12 protein-coding genes are annotated in these 13,771 nt (G+C 70.2%); all 12 read left to right on the top strand.

Translation table 11 applies throughout. The features are described 5' to 3' along the window. Window positions 1-23 precede the first annotated feature (23 nt). The 12 genes from GA707_RS17885 to GA707_RS17830 all read left to right on the top strand — a co-directional run bounded on the left by GA707_RS17885 (window position 24) and on the right by GA707_RS17830 (window position 13,759). Window positions 24-464: an arsenate reductase ArsC gene (locus GA707_RS17885; RefSeq protein WP_152179811.1), complete on the top strand. Its 441-nt coding sequence runs from the start codon at window positions 24-26 to the stop codon at window positions 462-464. Between the two features lie 4 nt (window positions 465-468). Then, on the top strand, window positions 469-1,089 hold the full coding sequence (locus GA707_RS17880; RefSeq protein ID WP_152179810.1) for a low molecular weight phosphatase family protein: 621 nt from the start codon (window positions 469-471) through the stop codon (window positions 1,087-1,089). Between the two features lies 1 nt (window position 1,090). Beyond that, window positions 1,091-1,771: an HAD family hydrolase gene (locus tag GA707_RS17875; RefSeq protein WP_226963927.1), complete on the top strand. Its 681-nt coding sequence runs from the start codon at window positions 1,091-1,093 to the stop codon at window positions 1,769-1,771. A 199-nt stretch (window positions 1,772-1,970) separates the two neighbouring features. Continuing rightward, the gene (locus tag GA707_RS17870; protein ID WP_152179809.1) at window positions 1,971-2,258 is read left to right on the top strand and encodes a DUF3263 domain-containing protein; all 288 of its coding nucleotides are present in this window, start codon (window positions 1,971-1,973) and stop codon (window positions 2,256-2,258) included. 351 nt (window positions 2,259-2,609) lie between these two features. Beyond that, complete coding sequence (locus tag GA707_RS17865; RefSeq protein WP_152179808.1) at window positions 2,610-3,236, top strand: hypothetical protein; 627 nt, start codon at window positions 2,610-2,612, stop codon at window positions 3,234-3,236. Between the two features lie 94 nt (window positions 3,237-3,330). Further along, window positions 3,331-4,344: a P1 family peptidase gene (locus GA707_RS17860; RefSeq protein WP_152179807.1), complete on the top strand. Its 1,014-nt coding sequence runs from the start codon at window positions 3,331-3,333 to the stop codon at window positions 4,342-4,344. A 213-nt stretch (window positions 4,345-4,557) separates the two neighbouring features. Then, window positions 4,558-6,183, top strand: coding sequence for a chaperonin GroEL (groL, locus tag GA707_RS17855; protein ID WP_152179806.1), 1,626 nt, complete (start codon window positions 4,558-4,560; stop codon window positions 6,181-6,183). A gap of 247 nt (window positions 6,184-6,430) precedes the next feature. Next, a complete protein-coding gene (locus GA707_RS17850) occupies window positions 6,431-7,201 on the top strand; it encodes a fructosamine kinase family protein (RefSeq protein WP_152179805.1) in 771 nt (256 codons plus the stop codon). 26 nt (window positions 7,202-7,227) lie between these two features. Continuing rightward, window positions 7,228-8,931, top strand: coding sequence for an alkaline phosphatase D family protein (locus GA707_RS17845; RefSeq protein WP_152179804.1), 1,704 nt, complete (start codon window positions 7,228-7,230; stop codon window positions 8,929-8,931). Window positions 8,932-9,020: 89 nt separating this feature from the next. Further along, window positions 9,021-10,289, top strand: a complete 1,269-nt coding sequence (locus GA707_RS17840; RefSeq protein ID WP_152179803.1) for a carboxylate--amine ligase — start codon at window positions 9,021-9,023, stop codon at window positions 10,287-10,289. A gap of 90 nt (window positions 10,290-10,379) precedes the next feature. Then, the gene (locus GA707_RS17835; protein ID WP_370460058.1) at window positions 10,380-11,228 is read left to right on the top strand and encodes an ABC transporter ATP-binding protein; all 849 of its coding nucleotides are present in this window, start codon (window positions 10,380-10,382) and stop codon (window positions 11,226-11,228) included. After that, window positions 11,225-13,759, top strand: a complete 2,535-nt coding sequence (locus GA707_RS17830; protein WP_152179802.1) for an ABC transporter permease — start codon at window positions 11,225-11,227, stop codon at window positions 13,757-13,759. The genes GA707_RS17835 and GA707_RS17830 overlap by 4 nt, the downstream gene beginning before the upstream one ends. The last annotated feature ends 12 nt before the right edge of the window (window positions 13,760-13,771 follow it).

Here is a 13,771-nt window from a genome sequence, read left to right as displayed (position 1 = left end):
CCACACCGACGACAGGACCACCGATGACCACCAGCGAACGACCGTCCGTCCTCTACGTCTGCGTCCACAACGCGGGCCGCTCCCAGATGGCCGCCGCCTACACGCGGGTGCTGTCCGGCGGCGAGATCGAGGTGCGTTCCGCAGGCAGTGCGCCCGGTGACCGGGTCAACCCCGCCGCCGTCGAGGCGATGCTCGAGGAGGGGATCGACATGAGCGCGGAGGTTCCGAAGATCCTCACCGTCGACGCGGTCCAGGCCTCGGACGTGTGCGTCACGATGGGGTGCGGCGACACGTGTCCGGTCTTCCCCGGAAAGCGCTATGAGGACTGGGTGCTCGACGACCCGGCCGGCCAGGGCGTCGACGCCGTGCGACCGATCCGTGACGAGATCCGGCAGCGCGTGGAGGAGCTCATCACCTCGTTGGGCGTGACGGTTCACGCTGCTCCGGCCGACCCGGCAGACTGAGGGCATGGACGCACTGCCGGACGAGGACGCCGAGCGCATCGTCGACAACCTCCACCATCGCTACCCCGAGGCGGCGGACCGTGAGACCGTCGCGGCGATCGTGGCCGAGGCCAGGTCGTCCCTCGAGTCCGTCAGCCAGCACCCGGAGTTCCTGGCCATCCTCGTGCAGAAGCGCGCCCGCAGCGAGCTGCTCGCCCGGGCGCGGGAGATCGGAGCCGACGTCCATCGAGTGCCCGACATCCTCTTCGTGTGCGTCCACAACGCGGGTCGCTCGCCGATGGCCGCAGCGTTCGCGGAGCACTATGCGGGGGACCACGTCCACGTGCGCTCGGCGGGGACCGATCCCGCCGATCGGCTCAACCCCCTGGTCGTCGAGGTCATGGCCGAGCGCGGCATCCCCGTCCACGACGTCCCGTCGGCCATGTCGAACCGGTCCATCGGGCTGCCCGACCTCGTCGTGCACCTCGGTGACCACATCCCCGACCTGCCGGGACTGCGACAGGTGACCTGGTCGGTGCCCGACCCCGAGGGGGAGCCGATCGAGACCGTGCGCGCCATCGCCGACGACCTCGACACGCGGGTGCGGGACCTGCTCGTCGACATCGGCGTCCCGCTGGTGCGCTGAGGTGGCGCGACCTGCGGTGGAGCCCGGCGCGGACGGGCTCCGGTGGAGCACCGTCTTCTTCGACCTCGACGGCACGCTGGCCGACACGATCCCGCTCATCATCGCGTCCTACCAGCACGCCTTCCGCGAGGTGATGGGTGTGGAGGTCGACGAGGCCGATGCGCGCTCGTGGATCGGGCGGCCGCTGCTCCCCGCGCTCCTCGAGGTCGCACCGGACCACGGGCACGAGCTCGACCGGGTCTACCGGGAGTGGAACCTCGCCAACACGGCTCGGCTGATCCGCACCTATGACGGGATCGTCGAGCTGCTCGAGGCCCTCGACGACGCCGGCGCCCGCGTCGCGGTGGTCACGAGCAAGCGGCGCGAGACGGCTCTTCTCGCGCTCGAGCACGTCGGCATCGCACACGTCGAGGTCGCCGCCGCCCTCGAGGACACCGCGGACCACAAGCCCGATCCCGCTCCGCTGCGCCACGGGGCCGCCCGCCTCGGAGTGGACCCCCGCGACGCCGTCTATGTCGGCGACGCGACGGTCGACCTCCGTGCAGCGCGGGCAGCGGGGATGGCTGCGGTCGGGGTCACGTGGGGTGCAGGCGAGGCCGACGAGCTCGTCGCCCTCGGGCCCGATGCCGTGTGCACGACCGTCGCCGAGCTGTCCGGGGTGCTCCTGCCGGGGCGTCTGTGACCTGCTGGGACGGTTGTGACGAATGGGGTCGGAGCCCGTCACGGCGCGCCCGGCGGTAGTTACACCCGTGTAGTTCCGGCTGTTATCGTGGGCGGCACGCCAGGGTCGCGCAGCGGCCGACGGGCACCGCTCAGGGGAGACAGGCCCTTGATCAGCCGGCCCGCCATCGACGTCAACCGGGAGCACAGAGGGTCACGCCGTGGAGAACGTCCAGCAGCAGGTTGCATTCGTCAGCACCGAGCTGAGCGAGCGCGACCTGCAGATCCTCCAGTTCGAGCGGCAGTGGTGGAAGTACGCCGGCGCCAAGGAGGCGGCGATCAAGGAACTCTTCGACATGAGCGCCACCCGCTACTACCAGGTCCTCAACGCCCTCATCGACAATCCGGCCGCCCTCGCCGCAGACCCGATGCTCATCAAGCGTCTTCGTCGCCTACGGTCGCAGCGTCAGCGCACCCGTCAGGCGCGTCGGCTCGGCGTCGACGTCTGAGTCGGTCGCCTCATTGGCGGTACGGTTCCAGGCCAACTTCCTGAAGTTACTCCTCCGACCTCCGGCGCGGCGGCCGTTCGGGTGATCAGCGTCCGAACGGCTCGAGTCGTCGTTCCGACGCGACACGGGGATCCCGTGGTGTCACTGTTCCCATAGCTCGTCGGATGACGGTCGTTCCGGAGCAGGGCGGACCGACCCGACGAGGTCGTGGCAGGGGGTCCTCACATGCGACAGCACCCGATCCGAGGTGGTCTCAGGTGTTGCTGCGGGCTGCGCTCCTCCAGGTGTGCCACGGATGCACCGGCCGGGCGGCCACCCGGAGCGTCCCTGCACCGCACAGAGGAGAGCACCATGAGTTCACCACTTCGACGCATCGCAGCCGCCGCGCTGGCTATGCCTTTGGCAGTCGGCATGGCCACGTCGGCCGATGCCAAGAGCACGTTCCAGGCCAAGTCCTCGGGCAACTTCGCCTCGGTCTTCTGGGAGGACGCGCAGAGCATCGGCGCCGACCAGACGCTCTACACGATCGGCAGCATCGAGGCCCGGGGGGACCAACAGGTCGATGTCTTCGGATGGGTCGACGAGATCACCTGCCCGGACCCGATCACGCCGTTCGACGACGAGTTCGGGGACTGCTCGTACGACTCGCGTTGGATCTTCACTGACCCGGGTGCGGTGACACTGACCCTCGCCAAGAAGAAGGCCTCGGCTCAGCTGACCGGCACCGTGGTGCTCACTGACGGCATGGTCGACACCGCTGTGGCTCTCGACGTGACCCTCGTCGGGACGGGGCCCACCTACCGGACGAGCAACTCCTTCTCCTACCGCGACTCCGACGGCGTCAGCTACTCCTTCCGGTCCCAGGACACCGGGCGCCAGGCGACCGCCACAGGCTCCATCGGTGACGTCATCATCTCTGGCGACTCCTCCGGCTCCTTCGGCACCTACCGGCAGATGGAACGGGAGGTGCTTCCCTGACCGGTCCACCGACTGACCGGGTGCGGCGGCGGCTGGGGTCGACCCGGCCGCCGCTGTCCCGGTCGAAGCGAGGATGGTCGGGCAGGATGGCGCCATGACGACGTTTCCGTCCGGACCGCGCAACGACGTCACCGACGTCGAGGGGGTATGCGTCGGGCACCACACCCTGACCACCGGCCTGAGTGGGGTGACGGTCCTCGTCCCGCCGCCCGGCACCACGGGCGGCGTCGACGTGCGCGGCGCTGCACCGGGGACGCGCGAGACCGACCTGCTCGACCCCGTCAACCTCGTGACGACCGTCGACGCGGTCGTCCTGGCGGGCGGCAGTGCGTTCGGGCTCGCGGCGGCCGACGGCGTCATGTCCGCGCTGGAGGAGGACGGCCGCGGCTGGCCGGTGACCGGCGGGGTTGTCCCGATCGTGCCCGCGGCGGTGATCTTCGACCTCGGACGCGGTGGCGACGTCTCGGCGGCGACCAGACCGAACGCGGCCGACGGTCGCGCCGCCTACGTCGCCAGGACCTCCGGCCCTGTGACGCTCGGGTGTGTCGGCGCCGGCGCGGGAGCAGTCTGCGGGGGACTGCGCGGTGGGGTGGGATCCGCCAGCGCGGTCCTGCCCTCGGGTGCCACCGTGGCGGCTCTCGTCGTCGCGAACCCGGCCGGCTCGGTGCTCGACCCAATCACCGGCGAGCTCTTCGCGGCCAGGCATGCCCTCCTCGAGGACGACCTGCACCTGGGCGAGGTCGACGAGGAGGCGCTCGCCGCATACCGGGAGATCCAGCGCGTGAGGCGAGCCGCGCTCGAGGCCGGCACCGCGACCACCCTCGCGATCGTCGTCACCGACCTGGCGTTGACCAAGGCCGAGTGCACCCGGCTCGCGACCGTCGGTCACGACGGCCTGGCGCGGGCGATCGACCCGGTGCACACGATGTTCGACGGCGACACCGTGTTCGGACTCGCGACCGGCGCCCGGGGGGCGCCCTCACCGCTCGAGACCTATGACCTGCTCGAGGCCGCCGCGACGTGCGTCGCCCGCGCGATCGGGCGTGCGGCACGCGCGGCTCACCCCGGCGGGCCGGCGCCGACGATCGGTGAGTTGCTCGAGACGTGAACCGTCGCTGGGCGGGATCGGACCCGAGTGTTTGCACTCTCGGGTGGAGAGTGCCAATAATGAGCGTTAGCACTCTCGATATGAGAGTGACAATCTTGTGACTGGCCGGTGAGGGTGGTCCATCACGGCGACGTGAGCCGCGATGAGTCGTCCTAGCCGTCGCGGGCGCCGTCCGGTCGCATCCCCCTTCGATGTGTGGAGGCACCACAGACAATGGCCAAGATCATCGCCTTCGATGAGGAGGCTCGCCGCGGTCTCGAGCGTGGGATGAACACCCTCGCCGACGCCGTCAAGGTCACCCTCGGCCCCAAGGGTCGCAACGTCGTGCTGGAGAAGAAGTGGGGCGCACCCACGATCACCAACGACGGTGTGTCCATCGCCAAGGAGATCGAGCTCGAGGAGCCGTACGAGAAGATCGGCGCCGAGCTCGTCAAGGAGGTCGCGAAGAAGACCGACGACATCGCCGGTGACGGCACGACGACCGCCACCGTTCTCGCCCAGGCCCTCGTCAAGGAGGGGCTGCGCAACGTGGCCGCCGGCGCCAACCCGATGGCGCTCAAGCGCGGCATCGAGAAGGCGACCGCCGCCGTCGCCGAGGAGCTCCTCAAGAGCGCCAAGGAGATCGAGACCCGCGAGCAGATCGCGGCGACCGCCTCGATCTCCGCCGCTGACCCCCAGATCGGCGAGATGATCGCCGAGGCCATGGACAAGGTCGGCAAGGAAGGCGTCATCACCGTCGAGGAGAGCAACACCTTCGGTCTCGAGCTCGAGCTCACCGAGGGCATGCGCTTCGACAAGGGCTACATCAGCCACTACTTCGTCACCGACCCTGAGCGCATGGAGGCGGTCCTCGAGGACCCCTACGTCCTCATCGTCAACAGCAAGGTGTCCTCGATCAAGGACCTCCTGCCGCTGCTCGAGAAGGTCATGCAGTCCGGCAAGCCGCTGCTGATCATCGCCGAGGACGTCGACGGCGAGGCCCTCTCGACCCTCGTCGTGAACAAGATCCGCGGCACCTTCAAGTCCATCGCCGTCAAGGCGCCGGGCTTCGGTGACCGTCGCAAGGCCATGCTCGGCGACATCGCCATCCTCACCGGTGGCCAGGTCATCTCCGAGGAGGTCGGCCTCAAGCTCGACACCGCGGACCTCGACCTGCTCGGTCGCGCCCGCAAGGTCGTCGTCACCAAGGACGAGACGACCATCGTCGAGGGCGCCGGCGACGAGGACCAGATCTCCGGTCGGGTCAACCAGATCAAGGCCGAGATCGAGAACTCCGACAGCGACTACGACCGCGAGAAGCTCCAGGAGCGCCTCGCCAAGCTCGCCGGCGGCGTCGCCGTCATCAAGGCGGGTGCGGCCACCGAGGTCGAGCTCAAGGAGCGCAAGCACCGCATCGAGGACGCGGTCCGCAACGCCAAGGCCGCCGTCGAGGAGGGCATCGTCGCCGGTGGTGGCGTCGCGCTCATCCAGGCCGGCAAGGTCGCGTTCGACACCCTCGTGCTGGACGGCGATGAGGCGACCGGCGCGAACATCGTCAAGGTCGCCATCGAGGCCCCGCTCAAGCAGATCGCGATCAACGCCGGTCTCGAGGGTGGCGTCGTCGCGGAGAAGGTCGCGCACCTCGACGCCGGCTGGGGCCTCAACGCCGCAACCGGCGAGTATGTCGACCTCATCGCGGCCGGCATCATCGACCCGGCCAAGGTGACCCGCAGCGCGCTGCAGAACGCCGCCTCCATCGCGGCGCTCTTCCTCACCACCGAGGCCGTCATCGCCGACAAGCCCGAGAAGGCTGCGCCCGCGATGCCGGGTGGCGACGACATGGGTGGTATGGGCTTCTGAGCCCAGGCTGACCCCAGCGACGGGGTCTACGTGCCGGCGTACCGCATACCGAGCGGCCCGTCTCCCCACGTGGGAGGCGGGCCGCTCGCCTGCGCCCGATGCGGTGGCATGTCAGGGGCGCGTTATGTCGCGCGGTTGGCATGCCGGTCGTGGAGCGCCCGGTGCGGTGGCATGTCAGGGGCGCGCTATGTCGCGCGGTTGGCATGCGGGGAAGCGAGCATCGAGACACACCTGAGAGGCTGGGCCCGTGAGTGGTCACCACGTCAAGCGGGTATGCGGTGGTCCCCCGGGCGCGACCGCCTGGGAGGCCGCCGGGCTGGCCTGGCTCGCCGCGGCCGAGAGCGTCGGCGGAGCCCGGGTCGTCCCCGTCCTCGAGGTCACCGACGACACCCTCACTCTCGAGCGTCTCCACACCGGCCACCCGGACGACACCGCCGTCGAGGCGTTCGGCCGAGCCCTGGCAGCGACCCACGACGCCGGTGCCCCGGCCTTCGGCGCCGGCCCCCCGACCTGGACCGGCGACGGCTACCTCGGGCCCGCGGACGAGCTGCTGCCGCTGCCGCTGACCGGCCACGCCACCTGGGGCCCGATGTACGGGGAGGAGCGCATCCGGCACACCCTCCGGATGGGCCGCGAGCGCGGACTGTGGCCGACGACGTCCCTGTTCGACCGCGTCGCGGACCGACTCACGGCCGGCGACTTCGACGACGACCTCCCGCCGGCGCGGCTGCATGGCGACCTCTGGAGCGGAAACGTCATGTGGACCGACACCGGCGGCGTCCTCATCGACCCGGCCGCCCACGGCGGACACCGCCTCACCGACCTCGCGATGCTGCTCCTCTTCGGAGGTGCGCGCGAGGAGCGGGTGACCAGCGCATACAGCGAGGTCGCAGACCTGCCCGACGGCTGGCGGGACCTCGTCGCACTGCACCAGCTGCACCCGCTGATGATGCACGCGGTCCTGTTCGGCGGGCACTACGTCGGCCAGGCCGAGCGAACGGCGCACCGCTACGCGTGAGGTGGACGCTGAGGCACGATGGGGGCATGACGGCATCCCTCGTGCTCGGACCTCTGCTCCGCTACACGGGCGAGGACGCGGCGACGATCTGGGTCCAGACCGACGGGGCGGCCACCGTGACGGTGTCGGTCGCCGGTGGGCAGTATGCGGCGCGCACCTTCGCGGTCCATGGGCACCACTACGCTCTGGTCGTGATCGAGGGTCTGCCGGCCGGGTCGCGCGAGAGCTACACGGTCTCGCTCGACGGCGAGCACACGTGGCCCGCGCCGGGATCGACGTTCCCGGACAGCCGCATACCGCTGCTCGCCCACGGGCGACCGACCCGGCTCGCCTTCGGCTCGTGCCGTACCACGGCCCCGCACGACGAGGAGGGGAACCGCCGGCACGGCGTGGACGCCCTGCGCGCCTACGCGATCCACATGCTCGAGGCGGCGGAGGGGGACGACGAGACGGATGGGGGCGGCGGCAGTCACGACGACCCGTGGCCGGACCTCGTCCTCTTCCTCGGCGACCAGATCTACGCGGACGAGACGCCGGAGGCGATGCGCGAGTTCATCGCCGACCGGCGCGGCCTCGACGAGCCGCCGGGCGAGGAGATCAAGGACTTCGTCGAGTACGCCGAGCTCTATCGGCTGGCCTGGAGCAGCCCGGAGAACCGCTGGCTGCTCTCGACCCTGCCGTCGGCGATGATCTTCGACGACCACGACGTCCGCGACGACTGGAACACCTCGTGGGACTGGCACCGCCGGATGCGGACCGTGCCGTGGTGGCACGAGCGGATCGTCGGCGCGCTCTCGTCGTACTGGGTCTACCAGCACGTCGGCAACCTCGCCCCGGACGAGCTCGCGGAGGACGAGCTGTGGCGGCTCGTGACCGCACACGAGACGTCGGGCTCCGGAGAGGAGCTCGACCTCACGAGCGCGCTCGAGGCACTCGCCGAGCGGGCCGACGAGCACCCGGAGAGCTACCGGTGGAGCTTCGCCCGCGACCTCGGCGACTGTCGGCTCGTCATGGTGGACTCGCGCGCCGCCCGTGTGCTCGAGCCGGGTCGCCGGTCCATGCTCGACGACGAGGAGATGGCATGGCTGGACAGCCGGCTGCGGGGCGACACCAGTCATCTCTTCATCGGGACCTCGTTGCCGTTCCTGCTCCCGCCGGGCCTGCACGACTTCGAGGCATGGAGCGAGGTGACGGCTCGGCGGGTCTACGGTCGCCGCCTCGGAAACGCCGCCGAGCGGTTGCGGCAGGCGATCGACCTCGAGCACTGGGCCGCATTCAACGACGGCTTCGAGCGTGTCTTCGAGATGGTGATGGAGGTCGCTCGCGGAGAGCGCGGTGAGGCCCCGGCGACGGTGACCTTCCTCTCTGGTGACGTGCACAACTCCTACGTCGCCGAGGTCGACGCGCCGGGCCGGCACGGCGCCCGGTCCCGCATCGTCCAGGCGGTCTGCAGCCCGATCCGCAACCCGATGCCGATCCCCATCCGGGTCGTCATGTCCCTGTTCGCCAAAGGACTCGCCGGTCCGATGCGCTTCATCGCCGGACGGTCCACGAAGGTGCCCGACCCGCGCTATCCGTGGACCGTGACCGATGGACCCTGGTTCGACAACAACCTCGCGATCTGTGACATCGACGGGCCGCGACTGCGCCTGACCTGGCTCACCGGGTCGGTCGAGGACGGAGATCCGGACCACCCGAGGACGGCGGTCGTCGCGGACGTGCGCCTCTGAGGACGGCCCGCCGTCGCTACGATGGCACGTCGACCCGGTCCCCGTCGCGCCGACGGCCCGCCCACCCGACCCGCCGCCCCAGGAGCCCCATGCCCAGCGCAACCCCCGCCTTCGACGTCGTCATGCTCGGCGGCGACATCGGGGTCTACGCACTCGCCCGCGCCTTCCACGAGGCCTATGGGGTGCGCTCCACCGTCATCTCGCGGATCGCGACCGGGCCGGTGGACTCGGCCGTCATCGACAACGTGCTGCTCGGGATCGGCGCGAGCAACGACGACCACATCAGCGAGCTGCTCCGGCGCGGCAGGGAGCGCGCTCGGCACGAGGCGGACAGAGCGGACGAGGACCGCGTCCCGGTGATCCTGCTCGCCAATACCGACGGGTACGCCCGTCTCTTCGCCCGTCACCGGGCCGAGCTGGACCGGTACTACCGCATCTCCCTCGTCGACGAGACGACGCTGGACCGGATCGCCGACAAAGGGCGTTTCGCGGAGGCATGCGAGCGGGTCGGGGTGCCGACACCTCTCACCCACATCGAGGACTTCGCCGGAGCGGACGATCCGGACTGGACGCCGTCCGAGCTCGACCTGCCCTTTCCGGTCGTCGCCAAGGCCGCGGCGTCCAGCGAACACGAGCTCGTCGACTATCCGGGCAAGAAGAAGGTCAACTTCGTCGAGACTCCGCACCAGCTCGCCGACCTGTGGCGCAGGGTGCGCGAGTCCGGGTTCCGGGACCGCTTCGTCGTGCAGGAGCTCGTCCCCGGCGACGACACGTGGATGCGCTCGGTGACCGCCTATCGCGACCATCGTGGCGTCGTGACGCTCATGTGCACGGCTCAGGTGCTACTCGAGGAGCACACGCCCTCCGCTCTGGGCAACCCGTGCGCGATGATCACGACACCCTTCACCGAGGCGATGGACCACGCGCGCTCCCTGCTCGACCACCTCGACTACCGAGGATTCGCGAACTTCGACGCCAAGGTCGACCCAAGGGACGGGTCGTTCCGGTTCCTCGAGGTCAACCCCCGCATCGGCCGCAACAACTACTACGTGACCGGCGCCGGCGCCAACGTCGCGCGGTTCATCGTCGCGGACCTCATCGAGGATCGCTCACCCGAGCCGGTGACGGTGACGAACGAGATCGTGTACTCGGTCCTGCCCAAGCGGCTCCTCCTGCGCTACATCACCGACCCCGACCTGAAGCGTCATGTCAAGAAGATCATGCGCAAGGGCATCGTGCACCCGCTCGTCTACCGGGCCGAGGGCTGGCGGCGACGTGGGTATGTGCTGGTCGCCAAGGCGAACCACGTCAAGAAGTTCATGACCTACTACCCGAAGCCCACCGAGAGCGGCTTCTAGCCGACCCTGAGGCGTCGACAGCCATCCCCGGGACGGTTCAGGGATGGACCGGACCCCGAGCAGGGCACGCACACCCCTAGCGTTGTCCTCATGACGACGACCGCCGAGAGCGCGCCCGCCGAGGGCACCGCAGGCCAAGCGACCTCGCACCCAGGCCAGGACGGCCAGCAGACGACGTCGAGGGCGATGCCCCCGACGGCCGCCCGGGTGGCCGACCTGACGAAGACCTACGGCTCGGGCGAGACCCGCGTGACGGCTCTGGACTCGGTCTCCATCTCTTTCGCGGCCGGGGAGTTCACCGCCATCATGGGGCCGTCGGGATCCGGCAAGTCCACCCTGATGCACTGTGCGGCCGGGCTGGACGCCGCGACCTCTGGAGCGGTGTTCGTGGGCGACACCGACCTCACGCGGCTCAAGGAGAAGGACCTGACGGTCCTCCGCCGGGACAAGATCGGCTTCGTCTTCCAGTCCTTCAACCTCATCCCCACCCTCACCGCACACGAGAACATCACGCTGCCGCTGTCCATCGCGGGCCGCCGCCCCGACCCGGAGTGGTACGACACCGTCATCGACACCGTGGGACTGCGCGACCGGCTCGGGCACCGGCCGAGCGAGCTGTCCGGCGGGCAGCAGCAGCGCGTCGCATGCGCGCGGGCCCTCATGTCGCGGCCGGACATCGTGTTCGCGGACGAGCCCACCGGCAACCTCGACTCGACGTCGGGGGCGGAGGTGCTCGGGTTCCTGCGCCGCAGCGTCGACGAGTTCCACCAGACGATCGTCATGGTCACCCACGACGCCGGTGCGGCCTCCTACACCGACCGCGTCGTCTTCCTCGCCGACGGACGGATCGTCGGCGAGCTCCGCGAGCCGACGCGTGAGAGCGTCCTCGACCGTATGGCCCACCTCGACGACGCGGTCGCGAACGGCACCCTTCGATGATCCGAGCCGGTCTGAAGAGCCTCATGGCGCGCAAGCTGCGCCTCGTCATGAGCGCCTTCGCGATCATCCTGGGCGTCTCGTTCGTCTCCGGCTCGTTCATCTTCACCGACACTCTCGGCCGTGCCTTCGACGGCATCGTCGCCGGCAGCGTCGGGGACGTCGTCGTGCGTCCCGAGGGCACCCAGGTCGCGAACGGCTCCCAGGGGTCGTCCACGATCCCCGCCTCCGTCGTGGCCGACCTGGCCGAGGTCGAGGGTGCTGCCCGGGCGGACGGGAACATCGGCTTCCCCGGGGCCTTCGTCGTCGGGCCGGACGGCAAGATCGTCGGGGGTCAGGGCGCCCCGGCGCTCGGCGTCAACCACACCGGCGGACCCGCCGCGGACGGACGAGAGTTCGGCACGCTCGAGAGCGGTCGGTGGCCCGAGTCGGCCGGAGAGGTCGTCCTCGACACCACGACCGCAGAGCGGACGGGGTATGCGCTGGGCGACACGGTCCCCGTCCTCACCCCCGGCGACCCGCCGCGGGCCGAAGCGACTCTCGTCGGCACCGTCGAGTTCACGGGGGGCACGATCGGAGCGTCCGTCGCCGTCTTCGAGACCGGCTACGCCCAAGAGCTCTTCCTCGGCGGACAGGACGTCTTCAACGACATCTGGGTCACCCGCGCAGACGGTGTCTCGCAGGACGAGCTCCGGACTGCCGTCAAGGAGGTCCTCCCGGAGGGCGTCGAGGCGGTGACCGGCGCAGCCGCGGCCGAGGAGGCCGAGAACGCCATCGGCCAGGGGCTGTCCTTCATCAACACCTTCCTCCTCGTCTTCGCAGCCGTCGCTCTCGTCGTCGGCGCCTTCCTCATCGTCAACACCTTCTCCATCCTCGTCGCGCAGCGAAGCCGAGAGCTGGCGCTGTTCCGCGCGATCGGCGCGACCCGGCGGCAGGTCACCCGGTCGGTGGTCCTCGAGGCGGTCGTCGTCGGGCTGGTCGGTTCCACGCTCGGGCTCCTGCTCGGTGTCGGGCTCGCCCTCGGCATCCAGGGCTTGTTCGGGCGCTTCGGCCTCGACCTGTCCGGCACACCGCTGGCCTTCACGTGGCGCCCGGTCGTGGCGGCGTATGTCGTCGGCCTGGCGTTCACCGTGGTGGCCGCATACCTGCCGGCCCGACGAGCCGGAGCAGTGCCACCCGTCGCGGCGATGCGCGATGACGTCGTGGTCGCCGAGTCCTCCATGCATCGCCGGGTCATCCTCGGCGGCCTCCTCCTGGGGCTTGGCGTCACGGGTCTGGCGGTCGGGCTCTTCCTCCCGGATGCGCCGCGCCCGCTGGTCTTCCTCGGGTTGGGGATCCTCTTCGTCCTGCTCGGCGTCGCCCTGACCAGCCCCCTGCTCGGCCGCCCGCTCCTCGCGGTCTTCGGCGCCGCATACCGTCGGCTCTTCGGGGCGGTCGGCGCGATGGCGCATGAGAACTCGCTGCGCAACCCGCGACGGACCGCCGCAACGGCCAGCGCCCTGATGATCGGACTGACTCTCGTGTCGATGATGTCCGTCTTCGGAGCCTCGGCGAAGGCGAGCATCGACCGGATCATCAGTGAGAACGCGGTCGGTGACTTCGTCGCGAGCAATCCGGTCGGGCAGTCCTTCTCACCCGCCATTACGGACCGGCTCACCGCGGTCGACGGCGTGGGCGAGGCCATGCGCGTGAGGAATGCGGTGGTGCAGGTCGACGGCGACGACCGGTTCGTCCTCGGCGTCGAGCCCGAGCGGATCACGACGTTCGTTCCCGTGGCGGTGGTGGCCGGATCCTTCGCAGACCTCGACGAGCAGTCGATCGCCGTGAGCGAGTCAGCCGACGGCCCGGCTCTCGGCGACATCGTCACCGTCTCGTTCGGCACGGAGAGCGCCGACCTCACGGTTCGCGCGGTCTACGAGAGCAACCCGCTCCTCGCGGGAGGGCTCGTCGTGGGGCTTGACGCGCTCGCTGCCCTCGGAGTCGAGCAACAGGACGCCATGGTGTACCTCAACGGCGACGGGTCCGTGCCCGTCGACGACCTCCAGACGGCGCTGTCGGAGTCGGTCGCGGACGTGCCGCTCGTGACGGTGACGGACCAGGCCGGCTATGCCGAACAGCTCCGGGCACCGATCGACCAGCTGCTCTTCATCATCTACGCCCTGCTCGGGCTCGCGGTCGTGATCGCGGTGCTCGGGATCGTCAACACGCTGGCCCTGTCCGTCATCGAGCGGACCCGCGAGATCGGACTGCTGCGCGCGGTCGGTCTCAGCCGTCGCCAGCTGCGGCGGATGATCCGGCTCGAGTCGATCGTCATCGCCGTGCTAGGCGCGGCGCTCGGCGTCGGCCTCGGGCTGGCCTTCGGGGTCGCCGTGCAACGCTCCCTGGTCGAGGAGGGCTTCGAGGTCCTCGAGGTGCCGATCACCCAGCTCGGCATCTTCGTCGCGCTCGCGGCGCTCGTCGGCGTCCTCGCCGCCTGGTGGCCCGGCCGCCGGGCCGCCCGTCTCGACGTGCTCCGCGCGATCGCGACCGAGTAGGCCGCATCGGGC

Source organism: Nostocoides sp. F2B08 (genome assembly GCF_009184895.1).
Taxonomy (GTDB): domain Bacteria; phylum Actinomycetota; class Actinomycetes; order Actinomycetales; family Dermatophilaceae; genus F2B08.
The sequence above is the reverse complement of the archived record's forward strand: the minus strand, read 5'-3'. Positions and strand labels throughout refer to the sequence as shown.

Excerpts from the sequence above, each read along its gene's own strand:
- GA707_RS17885 (WP_152179811.1), top strand. The coding sequence starts at position 24 with ATGACCACCAGCGAACGACCGTCCGTCCTCTACGTCTGCGTCCACAAC.
- GA707_RS17880 (WP_152179810.1), top strand. The coding sequence starts at position 469 with ATGGACGCACTGCCGGACGAGGACGCCGAGCGCATCGTCGACAACCTC.
- GA707_RS17865 (WP_152179808.1), top strand. The coding sequence starts at position 2,610 with ATGAGTTCACCACTTCGACGCATCGCAGCCGCCGCGCTGGCTATGCCT.
- GA707_RS17860 (WP_152179807.1), top strand. The coding sequence starts at position 3,331 with ATGACGACGTTTCCGTCCGGACCGCGCAACGACGTCACCGACGTCGAG.
- groL (WP_152179806.1), top strand. The coding sequence starts at position 4,558 with ATGGCCAAGATCATCGCCTTCGATGAGGAGGCTCGCCGCGGTCTCGAG.
- GA707_RS17845 (WP_152179804.1), top strand. The coding sequence starts at position 7,228 with ATGACGGCATCCCTCGTGCTCGGACCTCTGCTCCGCTACACGGGCGAG.
- GA707_RS17840 (WP_152179803.1), top strand. The coding sequence starts at position 9,021 with ATGCCCAGCGCAACCCCCGCCTTCGACGTCGTCATGCTCGGCGGCGAC.
- GA707_RS17835 (WP_370460058.1), top strand. The coding sequence starts at position 10,380 with ATGACGACGACCGCCGAGAGCGCGCCCGCCGAGGGCACCGCAGGCCAA.
- GA707_RS17830 (WP_152179802.1), top strand. The coding sequence starts at position 11,225 with ATGATCCGAGCCGGTCTGAAGAGCCTCATGGCGCGCAAGCTGCGCCTC.